Annotated in this window: 20 protein-coding genes and 1 tRNA gene; 9 read left to right on the forward strand and 12 right to left on the reverse strand. The window is 66.9% G+C overall.

Translation table 11 applies throughout. The features are described 5' to 3' along the window. Positions 1-70: 70 nt before the first annotated feature. The 3 genes from FPZ61_RS03030 to FPZ61_RS03040 form a co-directional block, all read right to left on the reverse strand. On the reverse strand, positions 71-310 hold the full coding sequence (locus FPZ61_RS03030) for a DUF2811 domain-containing protein (protein ID WP_185464449.1): 240 nt from the start codon (positions 308-310) through the stop codon (positions 71-73). Between the two features lie 310 nt (positions 311-620). After that, positions 621-1,757 carry a sirohydrochlorin chelatase gene (locus tag FPZ61_RS03035; RefSeq protein WP_185464448.1) on the reverse strand — a complete coding sequence of 379 codons (1,137 nt, stop codon included), beginning with the start codon at positions 1,755-1,757 and terminating at the stop codon, positions 621-623. 114 nt (positions 1,758-1,871) lie between these two features. Continuing rightward, positions 1,872-3,959, reverse strand: a complete 2,088-nt coding sequence (locus tag FPZ61_RS03040) for an HDIG domain-containing metalloprotein (protein ID WP_185464447.1) — start codon at positions 3,957-3,959, stop codon at positions 1,872-1,874. A gap of 84 nt (positions 3,960-4,043) precedes the next feature. Between FPZ61_RS03040 and folD the strand changes: the two genes are divergently transcribed. From folD to FPZ61_RS03060, 4 genes are read left to right on the forward strand one after another with little or no spacing between them, the layout of a single operon-like run. Then, a complete protein-coding gene (gene folD, locus FPZ61_RS03045) occupies positions 4,044-4,946 on the forward strand; it encodes a bifunctional methylenetetrahydrofolate dehydrogenase/methenyltetrahydrofolate cyclohydrolase FolD (RefSeq protein WP_185464677.1) in 903 nt (300 codons plus the stop codon). 52 nt (positions 4,947-4,998) lie between these two features. Beyond that, positions 4,999-5,901 carry a geranylgeranyl diphosphate synthase CrtE gene (gene crtE, locus FPZ61_RS03050; protein ID WP_185464446.1) on the forward strand — a complete coding sequence of 301 codons (903 nt, stop codon included), beginning with the start codon at positions 4,999-5,001 and terminating at the stop codon, positions 5,899-5,901. Then, on the forward strand, positions 5,898-6,473 hold the full coding sequence (locus FPZ61_RS03055) for a divergent PAP2 family protein (RefSeq protein ID WP_185464445.1): 576 nt from the start codon (positions 5,898-5,900) through the stop codon (positions 6,471-6,473). Before crtE ends, FPZ61_RS03055 begins: the two co-directional genes overlap by 4 nt. After that, positions 6,455-7,927 carry an AAA family ATPase gene (locus FPZ61_RS03060; RefSeq protein ID WP_255441303.1) on the forward strand — a complete coding sequence of 491 codons (1,473 nt, stop codon included), beginning with the start codon at positions 6,455-6,457 and terminating at the stop codon, positions 7,925-7,927. Before FPZ61_RS03055 ends, FPZ61_RS03060 begins: the two co-directional genes overlap by 19 nt. Here FPZ61_RS03060 and FPZ61_RS03065 read toward each other — a convergent pair. From FPZ61_RS03065 to petH, 6 genes are all read right to left on the reverse strand, one after another. Further along, positions 7,924-8,610, reverse strand: a complete 687-nt coding sequence (locus FPZ61_RS03065; protein ID WP_185464444.1) for a GAP family protein — start codon at positions 8,608-8,610, stop codon at positions 7,924-7,926. The two genes, FPZ61_RS03060 and FPZ61_RS03065, sit on opposite strands and share 4 nt — an antisense overlap. A 93-nt stretch (positions 8,611-8,703) precedes the next feature. Beyond that, positions 8,704-8,973 (reverse strand): acylphosphatase, encoded by a 270-nt coding sequence (locus FPZ61_RS03070; protein ID WP_185464713.1) that lies wholly within the window; start codon positions 8,971-8,973, stop codon positions 8,704-8,706. Continuing rightward, entirely contained in the window at positions 8,955-10,427 is a 1,473-nt protein-coding gene (locus FPZ61_RS03075) for a cobyrinate a,c-diamide synthase (protein WP_185464443.1), read from the reverse strand. The genes FPZ61_RS03070 and FPZ61_RS03075 overlap by 19 nt, the downstream gene beginning before the upstream one ends. 20 nt (positions 10,428-10,447) lie before the next feature. After that, the gene (locus FPZ61_RS03080) at positions 10,448-11,734 is read right to left on the reverse strand and encodes a glucose-6-phosphate dehydrogenase assembly protein OpcA (RefSeq protein WP_185464442.1); all 1,287 of its coding nucleotides are present in this window, start codon (positions 11,732-11,734) and stop codon (positions 10,448-10,450) included. Positions 11,735-11,792: 58 nt separating this feature from the next. Beyond that, positions 11,793-13,316 carry a glucose-6-phosphate dehydrogenase gene (gene zwf, locus FPZ61_RS03085; protein ID WP_185464441.1) on the reverse strand — a complete coding sequence of 508 codons (1,524 nt, stop codon included), beginning with the start codon at positions 13,314-13,316 and terminating at the stop codon, positions 11,793-11,795. Positions 13,317-13,470: 154 nt separating this feature from the next. Next, the gene (gene petH / locus FPZ61_RS03090) at positions 13,471-14,628 is read right to left on the reverse strand and encodes a ferredoxin--NADP reductase (RefSeq protein ID WP_185464440.1); all 1,158 of its coding nucleotides are present in this window, start codon (positions 14,626-14,628) and stop codon (positions 13,471-13,473) included. A gap of 161 nt (positions 14,629-14,789) precedes the next feature. Between petH and FPZ61_RS03095 the strand changes: the two genes are divergently transcribed. Continuing rightward, positions 14,790-15,350: an SRPBCC family protein gene (locus FPZ61_RS03095; protein WP_255441304.1), complete on the forward strand. Its 561-nt coding sequence runs from the start codon at positions 14,790-14,792 to the stop codon at positions 15,348-15,350. Between the two features lie 128 nt (positions 15,351-15,478). Here FPZ61_RS03095 and FPZ61_RS03100 read toward each other — a convergent pair. Together FPZ61_RS03100 and FPZ61_RS03105 are read right to left on the reverse strand one after the other, a co-directional pair. Continuing rightward, positions 15,479-15,551, reverse strand: a tRNA-Glu gene (locus tag FPZ61_RS03100). A 74-nt stretch (positions 15,552-15,625) separates the two neighbouring features. Continuing rightward, positions 15,626-16,825 carry a histidine kinase gene (locus FPZ61_RS03105; RefSeq protein WP_185464439.1) on the reverse strand — a complete coding sequence of 400 codons (1,200 nt, stop codon included), beginning with the start codon at positions 16,823-16,825 and terminating at the stop codon, positions 15,626-15,628. Positions 16,826-16,932: 107 nt separating this feature from the next. Here FPZ61_RS03105 and FPZ61_RS03110 point away from each other — a divergent pair, with 107 nt between their 5' ends. The 4 genes from FPZ61_RS03110 to pepN all read left to right on the forward strand — a co-directional run bounded on the left by FPZ61_RS03110 (position 16,933) and on the right by pepN (position 21,312). Then, positions 16,933-17,514: a hypothetical protein gene (locus FPZ61_RS03110; protein WP_221629725.1), complete on the forward strand. Its 582-nt coding sequence runs from the start codon at positions 16,933-16,935 to the stop codon at positions 17,512-17,514. 33 nt (positions 17,515-17,547) lie between these two features. Beyond that, complete coding sequence (locus tag FPZ61_RS03115) at positions 17,548-17,964, forward strand: cAMP phosphodiesterase (RefSeq protein WP_185464438.1); 417 nt, start codon at positions 17,548-17,550, stop codon at positions 17,962-17,964. A gap of 135 nt (positions 17,965-18,099) precedes the next feature. Beyond that, positions 18,100-18,519 carry a hypothetical protein gene (locus FPZ61_RS03120; RefSeq protein ID WP_185464437.1) on the forward strand — a complete coding sequence of 140 codons (420 nt, stop codon included), beginning with the start codon at positions 18,100-18,102 and terminating at the stop codon, positions 18,517-18,519. A gap of 75 nt (positions 18,520-18,594) precedes the next feature. After that, positions 18,595-21,312, forward strand: coding sequence for an aminopeptidase N (pepN, locus tag FPZ61_RS03125; RefSeq protein WP_185474739.1), 2,718 nt, complete (start codon positions 18,595-18,597; stop codon positions 21,310-21,312). Here pepN and FPZ61_RS03130 read toward each other — a convergent pair. Continuing rightward, positions 21,282-22,442: a glycoside hydrolase family 10 protein gene (locus tag FPZ61_RS03130; RefSeq protein WP_370594261.1), complete on the reverse strand. Its 1,161-nt coding sequence runs from the start codon at positions 22,440-22,442 to the stop codon at positions 21,282-21,284. The genes pepN and FPZ61_RS03130 overlap by 31 nt on opposite strands. Between the last annotated feature and the right edge of the window lie 78 nt (positions 22,443-22,520).

Raw genomic sequence — 22,520 nt, forward strand, 5'->3', positions numbered from 1 at the left:
TTCAACGGGTCGGGCAAGGGAGAAACGGCGGGAGCGGCAGCTTCCGCTTTTTTTTGCCTTCTGCCGTGCCTCAGCTGGAGCCGGCCTTCATGAACAGGCCATTGAGGTAGTGCTGGGTCACGCTGCGGTCGCTGCAGCCGTTCTGGAACAGAAACCCCGCCAGGGCCGCGGTGATCAGCCGGTACTGATCCCAGTGGGGGTGGTTGCGCATGAACTCGTGCATGCCATCGAACAGGGCTTCTGGGATCTCCGCTTCCAGGCTGATGTCAGCACTGCCCTGGGGCTGGAGACCATCGTGAGACTGGGGCATGGATTCACTCTTCGCCAGCCCAGCAAGCCACGGGGAGGGGGGAGGCGTCAAAGCGGCGTGTCGCTCACCAATCCACCCGGCCCAAGGCTGAGACAGCCAGCCCGTGAGCGGTCTGGCTGTCCTTCTGGGGCACCGGACCCTGGGCTCAAAGCGCTGTGATCGAGCTGTCAAGTGATGGGCCTGGGGAAGCTCGCAATCCCCAGGCCCAACGCCATGACGGCCAGTTCGGCTCTTCAACCTGTGGAAAAACCCCATGCGGCCTGGGGAAAACCCTGCCAACCTGGGGAAATCGTTGATCAATCAGCAGGGCTTATGTCTGCTGTGTCTCCTGGGACTCGGCTGAGATCGAGACAGGTGAGCCAGCCGCCCCGAGGCTGCGGGGGCCGAGGGGATGGTTGGCCTGGGGGTAGGGCGCATGGCTGTGGCCATGACCCCCTCCTGGCCCATGGCTGTGGTCATGGCTGTGGCTCAGGGGGATCGGCACGCCGTCGGGCTGGCAGGCACCGGTGCATTCCCGCTCGCAGAGAGTGCAGCTCTCCACCAGTCCTTCCACGTGGTGATGGTGGCTGCGCTGGGGAGCGCCCACTTCGCTCTCGAAGCCAAGCACCTGGGCGCGGTACTTGCACAGAGAACAGTTCATCTGGGTTTCCCCTCGGATCACCTCTTCCACCCGCTCGCGGAAGGTGTCGAGCACCAGGGGGTGGTCTCCCAGGTAACTTGCCGAGAGAAACTCGATCTCAGGGTGGTCTTCGGCGACCCGCTGGGTGTGCTGCCGGATCCGGCTCACCAGAACGCCTGAGAACAGAAAGTAGGGAAAAACGACGATGCGGCGGAAGCCCAGCTTGATGGCATGGCGCAGACCGGGTTCCACCAGGGGAAAGGTCACTCCGGAGTAGAGGGTCTCACCCCAGCCGAAGCCCATGCCTTCCACAAGCATCCGCGTCACCTTGCTGACGTTGGAGTTGGCATCGGGGTCGGAGGAGCCACGGCCCACCACCACCAGCAGGGTGTCGTGGCGTGGGACGGAGGCCTCAGCCTGCATCAGGCAGGCCTCGATCCTGGCGGCGGCGGCCTGGATCATCTTGCGGTCGACCCCCAGCTCACGGCCGTAGTCGATGCGCAGGCCGGTCTCGGCCGCATAGGTGTTGAGCACCGAGGGAATGTCGTTCTTCGCGTGGCCGGCTGCGAACAGCATCCCCGGCACCGCCAGCACGTGCTCCACGCCCTGGGCCCGCAGGTTGTCCAGGCCATCCCGCAGGATCGGTCGGGCGAATTCCAGATAGCCGTAATCGACGGGAACTCCTGGCAGGCGTGTGCGCAGTCCCTCGGCCAGCTGCGCGAATTCACCCACCGCCAGCCGGTTGCGGCTGCCGTGGCCGCAGACCATCACACCGAGTTTGCCGTGGGGGCCGAGGGCCGCCAGGGGTTGCGCTGGAGAAGAAACCATGGGCCATCCTGCCTGTGGGGACCCTATCGCTCTCCCCTCGGCCCCACTGAAGCCGCCTGTAGGACCTTGTTTGGCAGTGCAGCCCTTCAACCGACGGTCCGCAAGGCTCAGGCCTCAGGCGCTGTAGGCCTTGCGCGCCGGGATCGGGTAGGGAATACGGCGGTGACGCATGCGCCGCCAGACCTTCACGAAGGAGCGGATCACCAGTTCCAGTTCACCGCGGCTGAGGCCGCTGTCGCGCAGCTGGCCATCCAGTCGGCGGGCATCGATCAACCGTCGCACCATCGCCGAGGCCTCCAGTTCGGAGGTGCCAGGAGGCAGGGAGCGCAGGGCGGCTTCGCAGCCGTCGGCGAGCATCAGGATGGCCGTTTCCCGGCTCTGGGGGGTGGGACCGCGGTAGCGGAACGCGGCTTCCGGGGTGGAGGGGTCGCGCTCGCGGGCCTGGTGGAAGAAATATCCCATCCGCAGGGTGCCCTGATGCTCGGGAATGAAGTCTTCGAGAGGTCGCGGCAGGCGGTACTTCCGGGCCAGTTTCAGTCCTTCATCCACGTGGGCCTGCAGAACCCTGGCGCTTCCGAAGGGATCATCGAGCTCATCGTGGGGATTGGGACCCTCGGTCTGGTTCTCGATGAACCACTGGGGGGCATGAAGCTTGCCCACATCGTGGTACAGGGAACCGGTTCGGATCAGGTCCACATCGGCCCCGATCGCCCGTGCCCCCTCCTCAGCAAGCCCGCAGATCATCAAGGTGTGCTCAAAGGTGCCGGGAGCCTCTGTGGACAGGCGGCGCAGCAATGGCCGCTCCAGATCGGCCATCTCCAGCAGGCGGGCCCGCGTCAGCAACCCGAAGAAGCTCTCCACCAGGGGGCCGAGCAGCAGGCCGCCCATCAGCAAGCCCCCCATCAGCAGTGCCTCTGCAGCCAGTTCGGTGCCGCTGGGGGGCACCCGGGTACGTCCATGCCAGAGCGCCACGCTCTGCAGAGCGACCCACTGAATCACCAGAGCGACGATCGGCAGCAGAATCGCCAGCTGCACCAGCTGGGCCCGGCTGCGCTGGCGGCCAGCCAGCACCGCCGCCACCGCCGCCACCAGGGCTGCCACCAGCAGGCGAACTTCGCTGAAATCATCGAGCGGCTGGGGCCAGAGCAGGCTGGCCACCGCCAGCCAGCCCAGCCCGGCCGGTGTCCCCAGGGCCTGAGCCAGCAGCAGGGTGGGGGGAACCAGCAGGGCCAGGGGGCTGGCAGCATTCCCCAGCCAGAGCTTGAACCCCTGCACCACCGCCAGCATCGTCAGGGCCAGCAGGGCATGGCGAGGCTCCAGGCTGCAGCGCCAGCGTCGCAGGATCAGCACCATCACCAGGCAACCGGCCATGGCCTCGAGGAAGTAGCCCAACCAGGCCCTCAGCAGGGGGCGGCGGTTCACCAGGCCGAAGTAGTCGAGAACGTCGTAGGCCTGCGGACTGATCGGTTCACCGCGGCGGGCGATCAGATCCCCCTTCTTGACCACGATGCGCGGAATGCCCTGTTGGCTCAGCAGCTCCTCAATCAGCTGCTGACTCATCAAAGGGTCGGTGCGCAGATTCGTGCGGCCCTGCAGGTTCGTGGCCAGCAGCCTGCTGCCGAGGCCCAGGCCAGGTTCCTGCATGGGGGAGAGCTGGAGCCGTGCAGCCTGCTGCAACTGCTGCTTGGCGAGGTTGCCCACGATCCCCTGACTGAGCATCCGTTGCTGGGCCTTGCGCAGGGACAGCTTCCAGGTGTTGAGATCCTTCGGGTCGCGACCCACCAACCAGCTCTGTTCCAGGGGGCTGAGGTTGAGCGGTCCCACCCGGGTCTGGCTGCTGCGCGCGACCTGATCCAGTTCCTGCAGCTGACGCTCCAGCCGCTCCTGCAGGACCCGGTTCGCCTCCAGGTCGATCACCTGCACGTGGGTTCGGGTCCCCAGCTGAGAGCGCCTCTGCTCGAGGGCCTCGGAATTGATCACGGTGGCGGCCTCGGGGGCGCTCACGCTGATCGGAGCGGCAATGCCTGGACGCAGACTGGGCTCCACCAGCCAGGGCCAGCTGGAGATCATGGCCACCAACGCACAGCCCAGCAGGATGCCCGCCCAGTCGAGCCGCCGCCAGGAGCAGAGGGCCTGGCAGGGACTTTCCTGCCGCATCAGCCGGCGCCAGATGTTCTTGAGGCGACCCCGTCGCAGCACCATCACCGGTCACTTGAAACCCAACGCTAGCGAGAGCGTCTGCGCACGCTTCGCTGCATGCTGGAGCTCACCGCGAGCATGAACCCGATGGCCCTTCGTCTCGACGGCCGCCAACTTGCCGCGGAGCTGGAGAATCGCCTGCGCGCCGTCATCAGCGACCGGCTTCAGGGGGCTGGCCGTCCCCCCGGCCTGGCGGTGCTGCGGGTGGGCAACGATCCTGCCAGTGGGGTGTATGTGGCCAACAAGGCCAAGGCCTGCGCCCGGGTGGGCATCCACAGCCTGGTGAAGCATCTGGGCGCCGACACCGGGCAGGCAGAGCTGCTGGCCACGATCGCGTCGCTCAACAACGATCCTGCGGTGGACGGGATCCTGTTGCAACTGCCCCTGCCTGCGGGGTTGGACGACACTCCGCTGCTGGAGGCGATCGATCCGGCCAAGGACGCTGACGGACTGCACGCTCTCAACCTCGGCAGGTTGCTCAAGGGGGAACCCGGGCCACGCAGCTGCACACCGGCCGGGGTGATGGCCCTGCTGGCCCGCCATGGGATCGATCCCGCCGGTCGCCGCGCCGTGGTGGTGGGCCGCAGCATTCTCGTCGGCCAGCCGATGGCCCTGATGCTGCAGGCCGCCGACGCCACCGTGAGTGTGGCCCACTCCCGCACAACCGATCTGCCTGGTCTTACCCGGCAGGCGGAGATCCTGGTGGTGGCCGCCGGGCGCCCGCGCCTTCTGGGCGCCGAGCATGTGCGTCCCGGGGCTGTGGTGGTGGATGTTGGAATCCACCGCCGTGACAGTGGCCTCTGCGGTGATGTGCGGGCTGAGGAGGTGGAGCCGCTGGCCAGCGCCATCACGCCGGTGCCCGGAGGCGTGGGGCCGATGACAGTGACGATGCTGCTTGTGAACACTGTTGTGAGCTGGTGGAACCGCAGCGGGGCAGGCGACCAGGCCGCAGGCCCCGCTGACCATCCGTTGGCGGATCTTCTGCCGTGAGCCACCGCCAGACCGATGGCCTGAGAGAATCCCCGCCAGCGCGCTTGGACCCATGGCCGTGGCGGTGAGCACGGGATTCGATTTCGCCGCCTATCTGGGGTCGGCCCGGGAGAGGGTTGAACTGGCTCTTGAGGCGGCCCTCGGCCCTGAGCGGCCCGAGTCGCTGCGGGAGGCGATGCGCTACTCGTTGCTGGCCGGTGGCAAACGGCTTCGTCCGATCCTCTGCCTGGCGGCCTGTGAGCTGGCCGGTGGAGACGTGGCCCTCGCCCTGCCCTCAGCCGTGGCGCTGGAGATGATCCACACGATGTCGTTGATCCACGACGACCTCCCGGCCATGGACAACGACGATCTCCGCCGTGGTCGTCCCACGAACCACAAGGTCTTCGGCGAGGCCCAGGCGATTCTCGCCGGTGATGCCCTGCTGACTCGAGCCTTCGAGATGGTGGCCCTGCGCAGCCCCGGCGTGCCACCGGAGCGCCTGTTGTCGGTGGTCGGAGAGCTCTCGCTGGCGGCCGGAGCGCCTGGGCTGGTGGGAGGCCAGGTGGTGGACCTGGAATCAGAGGGCAAAGACGTTGATCTCAACACCCTGGAGTACATCCATCTGCACAAGACCGGTGCTCTGCTCCAGGCCTGCGTGCTCACCGGGGCCCTGATCGCCGGTGCTCCAGACCCTTTGCTGGAGGCCCTGCGCACCTACTCCAGGGGCATCGGCCTGGCCTTTCAGATCATCGACGACATCCTCGACGTCACCGCCAGCAGCGAAGTGCTCGGCAAGACGGCAGGGAAGGATCTCACCGCCGACAAGACCACATACCCCAAACTGCTGGGCCTGGAGGAATCCAGGCAGCGGGCGGATGCCCTGGTGGCGGAGGCCAAGCACGCCCTGCAGCCGTGGCAGGCCAGGGCCCAGCCCCTGCTGGCCCTGGCCGACTACATCACGAGCCGCGACCGATGAGCACGTCCTTCGTTCCGGATGGGCCCCTGCTTCAGTTGCTTGACAACGGTGTGCTGGCCTGGGCCCTGATCGCCTGTGGCCTGGCCCAGCTGGGCAAGTTGCTGGTGGAGCTGGTGGAACACGGGCGCTGGCGGCCCGCGGTGCTGTTCGAAACCGGAGGGATGCCCTCCAGCCACTCGGCCCTGGTCACCGGGGCCTGCGCAGGCATCGGCTGGGAGCTGGGAGTCGACGATCCGCTGTTCGCCTTCGCCTGCACGATCGCGTTCATCGTGATGTACGACGCCAGCGGAGTCCGCCGGGCGGCGGGTCTCCAGGCCGCTCGCCTCAACGGCCTGCCCGACTCCCTCTGGACAACTGAGGTGCCGCCTGAGGAGTCTCAGCCGACCCCGCCGCTGTCGCCGTCAACGGCTCCGCTCGCCCCACTGCTTCCCCTCAAGGAAAGCCTGGGCCACACCCGCGGTGAGGTGCTGGCCGGAAGTCTGATCGGCCCGGCGATCGCCCTGATGGGCCTCGCCCTGGCTGGTTCTCCGCTGCAGATTGCCCAGGGGTTGGGTTGGCTGCCCCTGGCCTGAGCGGCAGCCCGCCCGCGGCCCCTCTGCGGCTCACACCCTCCCAGCGCCGTGCGGTGGACAGCTTCGGCGAGTGGCTGGCGCGACCTGCCCGGGATGAGCCCTTCGTGCTCAGCGGTTTTGCCGGCACCGGCAAGACCTTTCTTTCGATGCTCTTCCTGGCCGAGGCCGAAGCAAGGGGTCTCTGCTGGACGGCGGTGGCACCGACCCACAAAGCCGTCGGAGTGCTGCGGGGGTATCTGGAGCTCGCGGCACTGCGTCCCACCTGGCATCCCTCCACCCTGCACAGGCTGCTGCGGCTGAAGCTGCGCCGCCAGGGGGGACGTGAGGTCTGTGAGGAGACCGATCAGACGGCCCTGGCCCTGGAGCACCTCGGACTGGTGCTGATCGATGAGGCCTCGATGGTGGATGGCAGTCTGCTGCGGTTCAGCCTGCAGGGAGCCCACCCCTACGGCACCCGCCTGGTGTTCGTCGGGGATCCTGCGCAGCTGCCGCCCGTGGGGGAAGCAAGCAGCCCGGTGTTTGCGCTGCAGCGTGCCTGCCGCAGCGAACTCTGCGAGGTGGTCCGTCACCAGGGGCCCGTGTTGCGCCTGGCCACCGCCCTGCGCCAGGAGCAGCTGCCCTGCCGCTTGCCGCCGGTGGGTCCACGCCGTCTCACCCCTCAGGGGGATGTGGCCGTGCTGGAGAGAGGTGCCTGGCTGGAGGCCGCCCAGGCGGCCCTGCGTCGGGCCGCCGCCGGCGACGATCCCGACCAGGCGCGCATTCTCTGTTACACCAACCGCTCCCTGGAGCGGCTGGTTCCTCTGGCCCGGCGCGCCATCCATGGCTCCATGGCCGACCAGCTGCCGGTGCTGCCCGGTGAGGTGCTGCTCAGCCGCATGGCGGTGATGGCGCCAGCCTGCCGCCAGGGGGCCGAAGGCGGCGAGGAGCCGGACATGGTGCTGGCCTCGAACAGAGAGTTGCTGGTGCGGGATGTGACACCGGAGCGCTGCGACCTGGCCGAGTTCGGTGTGGCGGAGGCCCCCGTGATCGACACCCAGCTGGTGGAGGTGGCGTTCGGGGAGACCCCCCTGAGCCTGCGACTGCTGCCACCGGTGGGCAGTGCCGCCAGGGAGAAGCTGGAGGCCGTGCTGGATGCCTTGCGGCGCCAGGCCCGTGAGGCGGGACAGGAGCAGGGCCGCTCCCACTGGCGTCGCTATTTCCTGGTTCGTGATGCCTTCGCCTCCCTCGGTCCAGCGGCCGTGCTCACGGTGCACCGCTCCCAGGGAAGCGGCTTCGGGGAGGTGTTCATCGATGCCGATGTCTTCTGGCCATCCGACCTGCGGCTGCGTCGTCAGCTGGTCTATGTGGCCGTCACCCGTGCCCGCCACGGGGTGTGGCTGGCCGGCGGCCCCGGTGGTGAGGCGGATCGCCGCCGCTGGCAGGAGGCCCTCGTCGAGCAGCCCGATCCCCCCTAGGCCAGCTGCAGCCCCTCGATCCCCTGCCAGGCCAGATAGGCCGCCAGGGCCAGGCTGATCGTGCCCATCACCAGCTCCCCATGGGCGTAGAGGCTCTGTTTGCCCCTCTGCAGCAGCGGCAGCACCCGCTCTCGGCCCAGGGCCACCCCCAGCACAGGCAGCAGTAGCAGGATGCTGGCTGAGAGGGTGAAGACGCCCACCAGCAGCACCTCCTGGTCTCGTCCCAGGCCGGCGGCCAGGAGGGCAGAGGCGCCTTTGGCCAGCAGCACCAGGTCGTCGGGACTGATCACCTCGATCGCCATGCTCACCCCGATCAGCAGGGGCAGGGGCAGAGCGCAGAAGCGATCCAGCTGGCGAATCCAGCCGGCGGGCTCCTCCCCTCCGGCCTTGGTGGGCAGCAGATCCCTGATCCCCAGGGCCAGCAGAGCCCCGGCTCCGATCAGATCCAGGCCGGTGCGGTGGTCGCTGCCCTGCTCCATGGTCAGCAGCAACCCATGGCCCACCGTGAGCAGCAGCGTCACCATCACAGCGATGGTGAGGATCCAGCTGAGCAGGAACAGCCCCCCCCGGCGGAGGGGATCAGGCCCCAGCAGCAGCAGCAGCAGCAGACCGATGTGGATCGGCGAGAGGCTGATTCCGCTGCCGTAGGCCAGCAGCTCGGCCCAGAGCGTGGCATCGGTCATGGGGCTGGCGCCGGGGGAAAGGTTCCAGCTCAGGATGGCGGGTTGCTCCCCCTCAGACAGCAGATCTGCCGGATAAGGGCGGGTGATCAACGGTCAGCGGCGCACCTCGAACCAGTCGTGTCCTCCGGGGGGGATCACACTTTCGCTGACCCCACTCACGTGGGCTCCCGGAGGGCCCGACTCACACCACAGCCTCAGTTGCTCAAGGTTCTGGCTGCAGCCTTCCGCCTCCAGCTCCACCCGGCCGTCGGGTCGGTTCCTCACCCAGCCGCCCAGGCCAAGGGACTGGGCCCGGAGGCAACAGGCCTGCCGGTAGCCCACTCCCTGAACCCGTCCACTGACGATCAGGCGCCAGCGCTCCACAGGGGCACCGGTGCCACCACGCCGCCGGAGGTCCCCGCTTCCCCTGGCCAGGGCATCGCCCGGGCGGCCGCGTCGCGCAGGCGCCAGGGAATCGCCGAACATCCAGCCCAGTGGAGGTGCAGCCAGCTTGCGTGAAGCGTCGGTGTTGTCCATCCTTCCTGCCGCGGCGCCCAGCCCCAGCCTTCAAGCTGCCACAGTCGTTCGCTGCCGTCCACGAATGTGTCGCTCAGTTCCCAGCGGTGAAATTCATGGCCCACGAGGCCTTCACCCTGGCGGGTCACCAGGCCGTTTCCCATGGGTGTGGCCTGGCGATAGCCCAGTTGCAGCGTTCCCCGCCGGGCGCTGAACGGCAACAGACCGGCCATGGCATGGGCTTCGCCCAGGGGATCCAGCAGCTGCTGGCCGAGCAGGAGCAGGCCGCCGCATTCCGCATAGATGGGCAGGCCCGTTGCCGCGGCATGCCTGAGGTCGTCCTGGCTGCGCCGAGCGGCGGCCAGTTCGGCGGCATGCAGCTCGGGGTAACCCCCCGGGAGGATCACCCCGCGACAGCCCTGGGGCAGGGGCTGATCGGCCAGGGGATCCCATGGAAGGGGGGTGACCCCCACAGCGGTGAGCAGCTCCGTGGCCTCGGGGTAACGGAAGTGGAAGGCCGCGTTGCTGGCGATGGCAATCGCCAGCTCCCTGCCGCTGCTGGTGTCGATCGCTTCCCAGGCCTGGGCCGAGGGATCGAGGCACCAGTGGATCGGATCGTCGGCGTTGCCTCGGCCCCGCAGGCGCGGCGGCGGGGCCAGCAGGGGCAGCAACCGCTCCAGATCCAGATGGCGCTCAGCCAGGGCGGCCCATTCCTCACTTCTGGCCTGGAAATCCTGCAGCTCGTGGGGAGGGAGCAGGCCCAGATGGCGGGAGGGGAGGCTGAGATCGGGATGGCGGGGCAATGACCCCAGCAGGGGCATGCCAATCGAGGCGAGGGCCTCGCTCAGCAGTGACCGGTGGCGCTCGGTGCTCACCCCGTTGAGCACGACCCCGGCCAGGTCCAGCCCGGGTTGGTGATCGCGGAAACCCCGAACCAGGGCTGCCAGGGAACCCGCCTGCCGACTGGCCTCCACCACCAGCACCACAGGAAGCTCCAGCAGGGTCGCCACCTCGGCGGAACTCCCTTCCGAGCCCGGGCCCCGCCCGTCGAAGAGGCCCATCACCCCCTCCACCAGGCAGTGGTCAGCCTGGCTGCCCCACCAGTGGAAGGCCCGCTCCAGCCATTTCTCGCCGCAGAGCAGGCGATCGAGGTTTCGGCACGGGCGTCCGCTCACCCGGCCCAGCAACTGGGGATCGAGGTAATCGGGCCCCACCTTGAAGACCTGAACGCTGGCCCCACCACGGCGCAGCAGTGCGCTCAGGGCGAGGCTGAGCAGGGTCTTGCCGCTGCCGCTGCAAGGGGCCGCGATCAGACAGGCCATGGCTTCGAGCCCTCAGGCCGTCAGGCGTTGGGCAGCAGTTTGGCAGCCAGCGGGGCGGCCGCCGCCATCAGGGGATTGGTGGAGTCGTGGCCGCCCCCCAGGAGCCGGGCCATCTCCCACTCGTCGGTGGCGTGGCGCATCGGCACCACTTCTTCGGCCAGCTCCATCCGGGCCATCCCTCCGGCCTCGAGGCGCATGCACCCTCCCGATTCCGAGCAGAGGATCACGCAGACGGCCTGACGGCCGGGAGGTTCACAGATCAGGCGCAGGCCCATCACGCTGCCGGGATGGCTGCTGGGTACACCCACCGGCACCGGGCTGAGATGGAACTGAACCGGGACGCCGTCGGTGCGCTGGAATTCCGCATGGATCTCCTCGTCGGGGCCGGCATGGGTCTCGGCCCAGTGCCAGCCGAGCCGATCCGCCAGCCAGGCCGCCAGAAGCAAGCCCTGCACCGGATGGGTGCCCTCGACGTCGATGTCGAGCTGCACCACGTGATTGAGGGCATCCCGGCGGCTGGGGGGATCGAAGACCATGGCCAGTGATTCGCGCCAGGCCCGCTGCCTCAGCCAGTTGAGGTCGTTCACCGGCTGACCGCTGGCCACGCGGCTTTCCAGCAGATCCAGGCAGCGGCGTGGGGTTCCCATGGCCGTGTCGATCACCAGGCGACGGCCCGCCGAGCAGAGGGCATCCAGAAGCTCGGGCGCTTCATCCAGGGAACCGTTCCACCACACCCAGCAGGGCAGATCAGCAGGCACCAGGGGTTGAAGCAACTGCAGACCCTGCTGCAGCGCTCCGAAATCGCCGCGCAGCACCACGACATCGCCGCAGGCGGCTGCAGTTCCTTCCCCCGGCAGGGGACAGTAGGCGGCCACCAGGGTCTCCAGGGGCTGCCCGTGATCGAGGGTGGGGGCCAGGGTGATCAGCCGCCGCGGCTGGTAGGTGCTGATGGCCGAATCAATGTGCTGCCCGCGCAGGTCCTCAATGGCATGGTCCCCGCTCTGTTGACCCAGGGCCCAGGCGAGCTTGGGCGAGAGAGGGGAGATGCTCAGGGGCAGGCCGCAGGCCGGAACGGCCTCGCGGGCGGCCTCGAGCAGTTCGCTGCGCACCACACCGGTGACGGGGCCATCAAGACGGCCGGTGCGCACCAGATGCTGCTCCACCCAGGCAGGCTGCCACACCAGCAGCGTGAAGGTGGAAGCCCCGCTGGAGGATTCGAGATCCTGACTCCAGAGTTTGTCGAGGTAATCGGTGAGTTCCGGCGGTGGCAGGGCCACCGGGGCCTGAAGCGTGAGCTGGGGGGACATGGGGTCAAAGCGTCAGGACAGGGGCGAAGCGGGGGGCTGGATCGGTATCGGGCTGGGGTCAGGGGCGACGCCAGATCAGGCCATCACGGCCCAGCAGGTTGTCGGAGGCAGCGGGCCCCCAGGTGCGGGCTTCGTAAGGGTGCACCGGCAGCTGCCAGGGGCTGTCCTCGATCAGCTCCAGCAGAGGGGTGTACAAACGCCAGGCGGCCTCCACCTCATCGCCGCGGGTGAACAGGGTGGGGTCCCCCAGCATGGCGTCGGCCAGCAGGCGCACGTAGCCTTCATCGGACGGTTCACCGAAGGATTCGTCGTAGGAGAAGTGCATGTCGACGGGTCTGCTGCGCATTCCCGAACCCGGTGACTTGACCTCGAAGCGGAACCCGGCCCCCTCATCGGGCTGGATGCGCAGGATCAGCTGGTTGGCGGTGGGGCTTCCGCCGGCAGCGTCGAACAGGTGCACCGGTGCTTCGCGGAAGGTGAGCACCACCTCGCTCATGCGTTTGGGCAGCCGCTTGCCGGTGCGGAGGTAGAAGGGGACGCCCTGCCAGCGCCAGTTGTCGATGAAGAGTTTCATCGCCACATAGGTTTCCGTGGTGCTGTTGGGGTTCACCCCCGGCTCCTCCCGATAGCCGGGCAGGGGGCGGGCCGCGTTGCCACCTGGGCCGTACTGCCCACGCACGCAGCAGTTCCAGGGCTCGAGCTCATCAGCGAGCCGAGCTGACTGAAGCACTTTGGCCTTCTCGTTGCGGATCGCCTCGGGCTCGAAGCGTCCGGGAGCTTCCATCGTGGTGAGGGCCAGCATCTGGGTCAGGTGGTTCTGGACCATGTCCCGCAGGGCGCCGGAACTTTCGTAGTAACCCGCCCGCTCCTCGACCCCCACGGTTTCAGCTGCGGTGATCTCCACGCTGGCGATGTAATTACGGTTCCAGATCGGCTCGAAGATCGTGTTGGCAAAGCGCAGCACGAGGATGTTCTGGACCGTTTCCTTGCCGAGGTAATGGTCGATGCGGAAGACCTGGCTTTCCTTGGCACTCTCCTGCACGATCCTGTTGAGTTCCTGGGCGCTGCCGTAATCGCGGCCGAAGGGCTTCTCGATCACCACCCGGCTGCGCTGGTCGTCGCTGAGCAGCCCGGCCGCTGCCAGGGCACGGCAGCCGCTTCCGTAGAACTTCGGCGACACCGAGAGGTAAAAGGTGCGGTTGTTACGGGTGGCTCTTTGGCGGTCGATCACCTCCAGACGCTGGGCCAGGCGCACCAGATGCTCAGGTTGCTGCAGGTCCACCGGCTCGTAAAAAAGCCCGGAGGCAAACTGTTCCCAGGCACCGAGGTGTTCGCGGACCACATCCCCGAGGGCTTCAGCCATGTGGCCGCGGAAGTCGTCGTCGCTCCATGGGCGCCGTGCACAGCCCAGCACGGCGAATTCGGTGGGCAGCCGCCGCTGGCGGAACAGTTCGAACAGAGCAGGAACCAGCTTGCGATGGGTGAGATCTCCGCTCGCTCCAAAGATCACCAGGCACTGGGGCGAGATCACACGCTCCTGGCGCAGCCCGACCCTCAGTGGATTGGTGAGCGTGACGGTCATGGAGTGGAGGCTGCTGAGACTGGTTTACCCACGAAAGCGGGGAACACCCAGCAAACGACAGCACGGGTTCCCTTCTGTGCTGATTTCGGCAAAAAAGCCCGCCGTCAAGGCGGGCTGATTCAGGCCAGGACAGGGCCGGTGGAGCGCTGAGTGCTCAGTAGGTTTCCACGTGCCAGCGTTCGGCCTTCTTGAGCTGGGGGCGAAGCTCAGCCCAGTTGAGACCCTTGGCTTCAGCGGCCTTGCTCATGGCCTCATCGATGCCGGGCTCCATACCCCGCAGGCCACACATGTACACGTGGGTCTTGGGGTCCTCGATCATGGTGAAGATCTCGTCGCCATGCTCAGCAACCCGGTCCTGGATATACATCCGACCGCCACTGGGATTCTTCTGCTCGCGGCTGATGGCCTTGGTGTAGCGGAAGTTGTCGGGGAATTCAGTGAGGTAGTTCTGGAAATCCTCTTCGTAGAGCAGGTTCGGTGTGGTGGGCACACCCATGATCAGCCAGGCCTTGCCCCGGAACTGATAACCGGGGTTCTTGGCCCGCTCACCGGGATCGAACATGCGGCGCAGGTAGGCACGCATCGGGGCAATGCCGGTGCCGGTGGCCAGCATGATCACATTGGCTTCTTCATCGGGAGGGAGAAGCATCTCCTTGCCGACGGGACCGGTGATCTTGACCTTGGCGCCCGGTTCGATGTCGCAGAGAAAGGTGGAGCAGACGCCATTGATCGTTTCCCCATCCTTCTCGTACTGGAGTTGACGCACACAGAGTGAAACGGTCTTGTCCTCGAGATTGTCGCCGTGGCGGGTGCTGGCGATGGAATAGAGGCGGAGTTTGTTGGGCTTGCCATTGCTGTCGACCCCATCGGGAATGATGCCGATGCTCTGGCCTTCCACGTAGTGAAGGTTGCCCTCGGAGAGATCGAACGTGATGTGATTGACCCGTCCGATCGCCCCGTCGGCCAGCAGAGAGTAGTTCCCAAGCACAGTGCCCACATAGGGATCCTTTGGCCTGTAGAGGTTGACGGGTACGGTTTCGTGCTTGGCGGATGTGGTCACGGCGGCAGTGGCGGCGTTGGCAGCGGTCGGAGCGGGCGCGGGAGTCGGGGGGGACGGGGCCTGATCAGCCGGTGTGACCGAAAGCAGACGTCCACCCTGTTGATTGATCATGCGCAGGGTGGCCTGCATCTGCGACAGGGGAATGGTGAGGCAGCGCTCGGCCGTGCGCGTGCCAGCCGCTTTGAGGCCCGCCACCACAAGGGTGAACATGCGGGCATCGGACTGACGAAGCGCTGCGGTCGAGATGCGCATGAACCCTCATTCTCCAAAAAAATCCGACCCGATCATAGGCAACGTCTGTGATCTCTCCCTGATCGACCGTGGGCCTTTCCGCACCGGAATCCGCCCATTGCGGTTAGGTTTGGGCCCGGCCGGACCGATCAGGCCTGCCCGAATCCGGCGTTTCCCCTCACTTGGCGCAACTTTCGGTTCTGACCTCACCCCCCAACCAGGGCCTGCTCCACAGCCAGGCCAGCTGCTCGCTGGACACGATCCAGCAGGAGATGGAGCGGCTGCCCCAGGGAACACGCCGGCTGGCGGTTCAGTTGCGCCTTGAACTCCCACCCCAGCGGATCTGGGCCGTCCTCACCGACTACGAGAATCTCAGCCGCTTCATCCCCAACCTCTCCACGTCGCGCTTGCTCTGGCGCCGTGGGTCCACTGTGGGCCTCGAGCAGGTGGGTTGCCAGCAGTTCTGCGGTCTTCGCTTCAGCGCCCGTGTCGAACTTGAATTGTGTGAGCACCCCGACGACGGCCTGCTCCGCTTCAGCATGCGCCAGGGCGATTTCCGCCGCTTTGAGGGTGCCTGGCATGTCAGCGATGACCCAGGCGGGTCCCGACTGCTGTACGAACTCACCGTGCAGGGACGTCAGGGAATGCCGATCGGCCTGATCGAGCAACGTCTGCGCGAGGATCTGGCGGCCAATCTCAGGGCTGTGCAGCGGGAAGCGTTGCGCCGCTGCGAGCAGAACTGAACCAGGGAAGTCTGAAGGTCAACTGATCATTGCTACGGCAGCATCTTTTGCCGTTCGCTTTGATCAAACAATCATTTCAACGATTACGCATGAATCGTTGAACTGGTAATTTTCAAGCTTGATTGTCATACCCCCAAGGGGATTCGAACCCCTGTCGCCTCCGTGAAAGGGAGGTGTCCTAGGCCTCTAGACGATGGGGGCGAGGCCACGGAGGTTCAGCGTTTTTCAGGCGCTGATTCCGATTCATGGACGCTACGGGTCGGAGTGTCCCTTCGTCAAGGCAAGGTCTGGCCTGGAGAGTTCTGCCCCGACCACACCGGAACGGTGAAGTGGAAACAGGCCCCTTCACCTGGCTCGGAGACCACCCAGATCTTTCCGCCATGAACTTCGGCGATACGGCGACAGACCGAGAGCCCAACCCCGAAGCCGGAGGTGGTTCCTGATGTCTGGGGGAGCCGCACCCGTTCCAGGAAAATACGCTCCTGTTCCGCGCGGGGAATGCCCGGACCGGTGTCGCAGACGCTCACCTGAACCCACTGGCTGGTGCGGTGCAGCAACGACAGGGTCACCTCGCCGTCATCGGGGGTGTATTTCAGCGCATTCTCCAGAAGGTTCAGCAGCACCTGGCGCATGCGCCGCTGATCGGCGAACACATCCGGAAGGTCAGCGGGAATGTCGGTGATCAGGTGCAGCGTCCGACCCACCCACAACTTCTCCAGCTCCAGGATCGCCTCCGCCGCCACCGGCGCCAGGGCAAGCCGCTGGGGGTTGAACAGGGCTTCCCAGCGGGTGGTGCCCACCTCCAGCAGGTCCTTGGAGAGGTGCTCGATGTCATCGAGGCGGCGGTCGAGCACATCCCGGCAGCGGGTGTTGTTGATGTGCCCCAGTTGCAGGCTCTGAAGCGCCAGCTTGGCGGCGGTGAGGGGGGTGCGCAGCTCGTGGGCCACCATGCGCAGCAGCCTCTCCTGCACCCGCAGGCGCTCGATCAGGGTTTCGTTTTCCTGACGCAGCACCAGCACCTGGTCTTCCAGTTGCAACTCCCGCTGGGAACGGCTGCCATCCATCTCGGCGGGCCGCAGGCTCATGCCCAGGTCACTGACCACCTCCAGCTGTTGCCAACGGGGCAGCCAGCCCTTCAACTGATCCAGCACCGCGTTGCCCGCCAGCACCTGCCGGGGTGGTGGCTCCAGTTTCACCAGGGCCGGGGTGGCCACCAGCCTGTGCAGCTCCAGCAGCTCGGGTCGCAGGGCGGGGTTGGCCACCTCCAGAGCCACCTCGAAGCCGCAGTCGCAGGTTTCGAGGTAATGGAGCACGCTGCGCAGATCCGCGGAAGCGAGGTGGTGGGGGGCCGCCACCAGCAGCAATTTCAGGGGCTGCCGACTGGCCGGGGTGCTGCCCCTGGTGCTGCCCCTGGTGCCGCCGGGAAGGGGCCCGGCGGCAGTTGTGCCGGGGTCGGCGTTCCCCGCTTCGGGCACCTTGGCTGCAGGCGAATCGTTCTGATCACCTTATGGCGTCCAACGGTTTCCCGAGGCCTGGCTATGACAACCCTGTGGCCTGACCCCACACCGCACCCCCACCTTCCATGACTTCTTCCACGCAACGGGTGCCGCGGGACGAGCCCGGTCCATCGACGATCCCCCCCCGGGGAAGCCGCATTCAGCTGGACAGCAGCCTGAGGCGATGGTTCTCCCGCAACCTCGGCCTCTGGCGTTCCAGGCGCCTCTATTTCTTCCGCGGCGAGGAGGAGGGCCTGCGGCTCGACAGCTTTCTGCGGATCGAATCCTATGAGCATCCGGTCGAAGGGGAGGCGGCCTATCGCTTCAGCTGGTGGCCGGAGCGGGATTTCGGCTTCTATGCCCGCAAGCCCCAGTACCAGGCCGAGGGCAGGCTGGATGCTTACCTCTGCGGTCACCAGCTGCGCTGCAGCAGGGGGCCTTTCTCGGATCTGCCCATGCGTTCCCAGATCCGCCAGGTGGACGAGCACGAACTGATCCTCGGGTCGCAGCATCAGGGCTGGGACATCGAGCAGCACATCCGCCTGATCGATCAGGACCGCTTCCGGGCCTGCTCGACCTTCTCCTGGCGGGATGGGGTTCTGGACATCACCGAAACCCACCATGAGATCCGCCTGGAGGGTCCAGGTGATCCACTTCCCACCGATTGAAGTTCGCGCCTCGGTGCAGCAGCATGGGGCTTGATGAACACGCTCTCCTTGCGCCTCCCGAATCGCCTCCGCCGGTTGCTGCTGCTGGCTGTCGTCCTCGCCATTCCTGCCTTTGCCGGGGGCCCTCCGGCCCAGGCGGCTCCTGCCACTGAAAGCGAGATGTCGCTCTACACCAGGATTGCGGCCGTCAACGTCTGCATCGCCCGGGGTGCCGGCGTCGAGTTCGACAAAGCCGCGAACATTGCCGGTGAAACGATCGCCCAGCTGATCAAGGGTCAGCACGACGGTCAGATCCAGCAGGTGGGCACCAAGGCGCTCTCGATCGAGGAGCTGCGCCGTGGCTCGGTCAACTCCGCGGTGATCGGCGCTGTCGAGCTCTGCGCCAAGGAGGTGCCCGCGGAAGTGGTCAAGAAGGTGCAGGACGCCCTCAAGCAGCAGGGCGGCTCCTGAGTCCGGGCTCTGCGGTGCCGGATCGGCCGCCGGATGCATCCGGACACATCCGACCCCCTTCCCAGTTGCAGTTCAGGTGGCCCTGGTGGCTTTGCTGATGGCATCCCTTCGGGGCTGTTCCTCAGCTTGACCACCATGAGCACCATGACTCGCCGGCTCACCCTTCTGCTCGCGGCCGGAGCCTGCGGCCTCTCCACACTCCTGCCTGCGGCCGCCTCGGCACAGGTGTACAACCAGGGCTACCGCGATTATCGGGGCTACCCAGCGGTCCCGACCCGGAACTGGCCCCCCGCCCCCTACCAGGACTACAACAGCCAGGCTCCCAACGGCACCACGCCCTTCGGGCAGCCGCCTGTGCCCAGGACCTGGGAAGAGGCCCAGGCCCTGCAGCAGCGCTGCTCGATCGGCCGCCTGGTGGGCGGGGTCCTCGGCGGTGGACTTGGGTACGCCGCCTCCCGCGGTGACGGGCGCACCTGGGTGGTTCCCCTGGGGGCCCTGCTGGGATCCCAGGTGGGCTGCAACACAGGCCAGGGCCGAGGTCCGCTCCCCTGGTGATCGCCGTTCGTGTGCGGAGACTCAGGCCCGGGGATCGGGGCGCCAGGATCAGAACGCCCTGTCCCCTCTGGCTTGATGAGTGTCGTGCGGCTGGCTGACTATCGCCCTTTCCCCTACCGGCTTGTGCGCACCGATCTGACGGTGCGCCTTCTCGGCGAGCAGGCCCTGGTGGCGTCCACCCTGCTGCTGGAACCCCTGGCGAGCGGCCCCGAGCCGCTGGTGCTGCGCGGAGCAGGGTTCGAGCTGCTCTCCCTCAGCCTCGATGGCCAGCCCCTGGCGCCCGAAGAGATCCGCAGGGACGGCGACGCCTACATCCTCACCAACCTTCCCGGCCAGCCGTTTCGCCTGGACAGCCAGGTGCGCCTCCACCCCCGGGAGAACACCAGTCTCGAGGGGCTCTATGCCAGTGGTGGCATGGTCACCACCCAGTGCGAGGCGGAGGGGTTCAGGCGCATCACCCTCCACCCTGATCGCCCCGATGTGCTCAGCCTGTTCCGGGTGCGGATCGAGGCAGACCGTGGGGAGTGTCCCGTTCTGCTCTCCAACGGCAATTGCATCGAGCGGGGCGAGCTGCCCGCCGATTCTGATGAGGGAGTGCGTCACTATGCCGTCTGGGACGATCCCTTCCCCAAGCCCTCCTACCTGTTCGCCCTGGTGGCCGGAGTCCTCGAGGAGGTTCGCGACACCTTCACCACCGCCAGTGGACGGACGGTGCAGCTGCGCCTTCATGTGGAGCCCGGGGATACCCCCTACACGGCCCATGCCATGCGCTCGTTGCAGCGCTCGATGGCCTGGGATGAGCGTGTCTATGGGCTGGAGTACGACCTCGATGAATACAACATCGTGGCTGTGCGCCATTTCAACATGGGCGCCATGGAGAACAAAAGCCTCAACATCTTCAACTCCAAGCTGGTGCTCGCTGATGCCGCCACGGCCACCGATGCCGAACTGGAGCGGATCGAGAGTGTGATCGCCCATGAGTATTTCCACAACTGGACGGGCAACCGCATCACCTGCCGCGACTGGTTTCAGCTCTCCCTCAAGGAGGGTCTCACTGTATTCAGGGATCAGAGTTTCACAGCGGATCTGCATGCACCAACGCTGAAGCGAATCGAAGACGTAGCGATGCTGCGCAACACCCAGTTTCGTGAAGATGCCGGACCCACCGCCCACCCTGTACAACCTGATCACTACCAGGCGATCGACAACTTCTACACCACGACGATCTATGAAAAAGGTGCGGAGGTGATCCGCATGCTGCACACCCTGCTTGGTCACGACACGTTCATGCGTGGGATGGCCACCTATGTGCAACGCCATGACGGCACCGCCGCCACCTGTGACGACTTCGTGCAGGCCATGCAGGACGCCGCCGGTGAGTTGTCCGCGAACGATGGCGGCAGTGCCACGGCCAGCGGCTTCTGCTTTGACCAGTTCCGCCGCTGGTATCACCAGGCGGGCACCCCGCAGCTGGCGCTGAAACGCCTCTGGGATGAGGAGGATGGTCGCCTGACACTGACCATCAGCCAGCACACTCCTGCCACCCCGGGCCAGTCGAGCAAGCCACCGCTGGTGATCCCCCTCGCTCTGGGGGCGGTTGATCAGGCCGGTGAACCCCTGCTGCTGCGGTATCCAGGAGAAGCGAGCGCCACCGCCGAGGCCGCCTGCCTTGACCACGCCTGGGGGCCGCTCACCCGCTTGCTGGTGATCGATCAGGCCGAGCAGACCGTGGTGTTCGAGGGGTTCGAACCCCACAGCCACCCGCCGGCTCTCTCACTGCTGCGGCGATTTTCAGCTCCGGTGCAGCTGGAGTTCAAGCGCCCGGTCACGGAACTGCTGCATCTGCTCAGCAGCGACGGCGAGCCGCTGGCCCGCTGGGATGCCGGACAGGAGTTGCTGCGCCAGGTGCTGCTGCACCGCGCGGGCGGGGATCCCGATGAGGCTCTCGAGGACGGCCTGGTGGCGGCGTTCGGGCGGATCCTGCTGGAGGGCACCCTCAGCGACGGCAACCGCTGTGCCCTGTTGACGATGCCGGGTCTGGCCGAGCTGGAGGCGGCCACCGACCAGCCGGATCCGCCGGCGCTGTTCGCGGCGATCAGAGATCTCCAGGCCCGCTTCGGCGACAAGCTGGCCGACCCCCTGGCGGACTGCCTGGAGCGCTGTCGGCCCCAGTGGGAGCTTCCCTGGCCCGGGGGCGTCGGCGATCGACAGCTCACGGGGCTGGTCTGGGCCTGGCGCGCTGCCGCCGGCGACAGGGCGGTGATGGCCGAGGCCGCGGCCGCGGTGGATGGGCCATCGATGACCCTGGCGCGGGCAGGGTTGCGGGCCCTGCAACCCCTGGCTGTTGCCGAGCGGGAGCGGGCGATGGCAGCCTTCTATGGGCGCTGGCAGCAGAAGCCTGTCATCCTCGATGCCTGGTTCAACCTCGAGGCTTCGGCTCCCTTCGCCGATGGCCTGGAGCGGGTTGAGACCCTGTTGGGGCATCCCCGCTATGACCCGGCGGCCCCGAACTCGGTGCGGGCGGTCCTGGGTGGCCTGGTGGCCAACACACCGATCTTCCACGCCGCCGATGGCAGTGGTTACCGCTTCATGGCTGAGCAGATCGCCCGGCTCGACCAGCGCAACCCGATCACGGCATCGCGGATGGCCAAGGTGTTCAGTCGCTGGCAGAGCTATGGGCCGGATCGCGGCAGGAGGATGCGGGAGGCGATGGAGCAACTCGCCGGATCCGGGCTCTCGGCCAACACCCGGGAGGTGGTGGATCAGAGCCTGGGGCGGGAGCTGCGGGGGTAGGGATCCGGGTAGAGGGCCCCGTGCAGGCGCTGGAAGGAGGAGCGACGGGCCGTCGCCCCTTCCGGCCCCCCGTAGGTGCCCCAGAGACCCTCCCAGTAGAAATAGATCACACCCAGGCCGCGCCTGGAGACCTGCTCCACCTTCTGCTTCAGCACCGCTGTAGAGGTGGTGCGCCCGCCGAATCCCGCCAGCACGCCAATCTGCACGGGCATGCCCCAGCGCCTGGCCTTGACCAGGGCCGACTGGTCGAGGTCCTTGGTGAACCCGGCCACGGAGTAGGCGTAGTTCTGGACCACCAGCTCATCCACCAGCTGTCCGAGGGCCCAGATCTCCCAGTCCTGCAGCCAGTGGTTGTAGGCGAAGCGGAACGGCCCGGGTGAGTGGCTGATCACGGCCCCGCTGCGTTCGCTCTTCATCCTGGCGCGCAATTCCCGCAGCAATCCTGTGAGCTGCTGGCGCCGCCAGGTCATCCACTCGCGGTTGTTGTAGTCACGTGGTGGCTCGCGGCCCTTGTCCTTGCGGAACAGGGCACGGGTGTAGGCGTCGTAGCCGAGCTCCACCGGCCAGGCGAAATGGTCATCGAGCTGGATCCCGTCCACGCCGCAGCGCTTCACGATTTCACCGATCAGGCCGATCACCCGCTCGCGCACGCCGGGATGGGCCGGATTCAGCCACACCCGCAGATCCTTGAGGGGGGAGGTCTTGAGGTTGGCCCCGTGCATCGCGTAGAGGGTGGATCCGTCGCTGCGGTGCAACACCCATTCGGGATGCCGGCGAACCACCTCGGCATCGGCCGGCTCCATCAGGCCGTACTCGAACCAGGGGATCACTTTCATCCCCCGACGCTGGCCGGCCTTGGTGATGCGGCAGATGGGATCAAGGGAGGCATTCACCTGCTTCAGCTTCGGCTCGATCGGCGCGAAGCGGCTGCGATGGAACGTGTAGCCCCGGCTCCAGACGTTGGGGTAGAGGGTGTTGAAGCCGGCGGCGTCGAGCTCGCCCACCGCCTTCTCGATCAGCCCGGCGTCGTAATAGAGGGGGCTGGGGCTGTTGGTCAGCCAGACCCCGACCCTTTGGCTGGCGGCCAGGGCCGGCAGGGCTCCCAGTGCCTGCAGGGACGTGGTGACCACCACGGTGGCCAGGGCCGGCAGGGCTCGCTTGAGCCGGACCCGGCAGGGGAGCAGATGTCGGAACGGGATGGCAGTCGT

The organism is Synechococcus sp. BSA11S (assembly GCF_014224355.1).
In the GTDB taxonomy this organism is placed as follows: domain Bacteria; phylum Cyanobacteriota; class Cyanobacteriia; order PCC-6307; family Cyanobiaceae; genus Regnicoccus_A.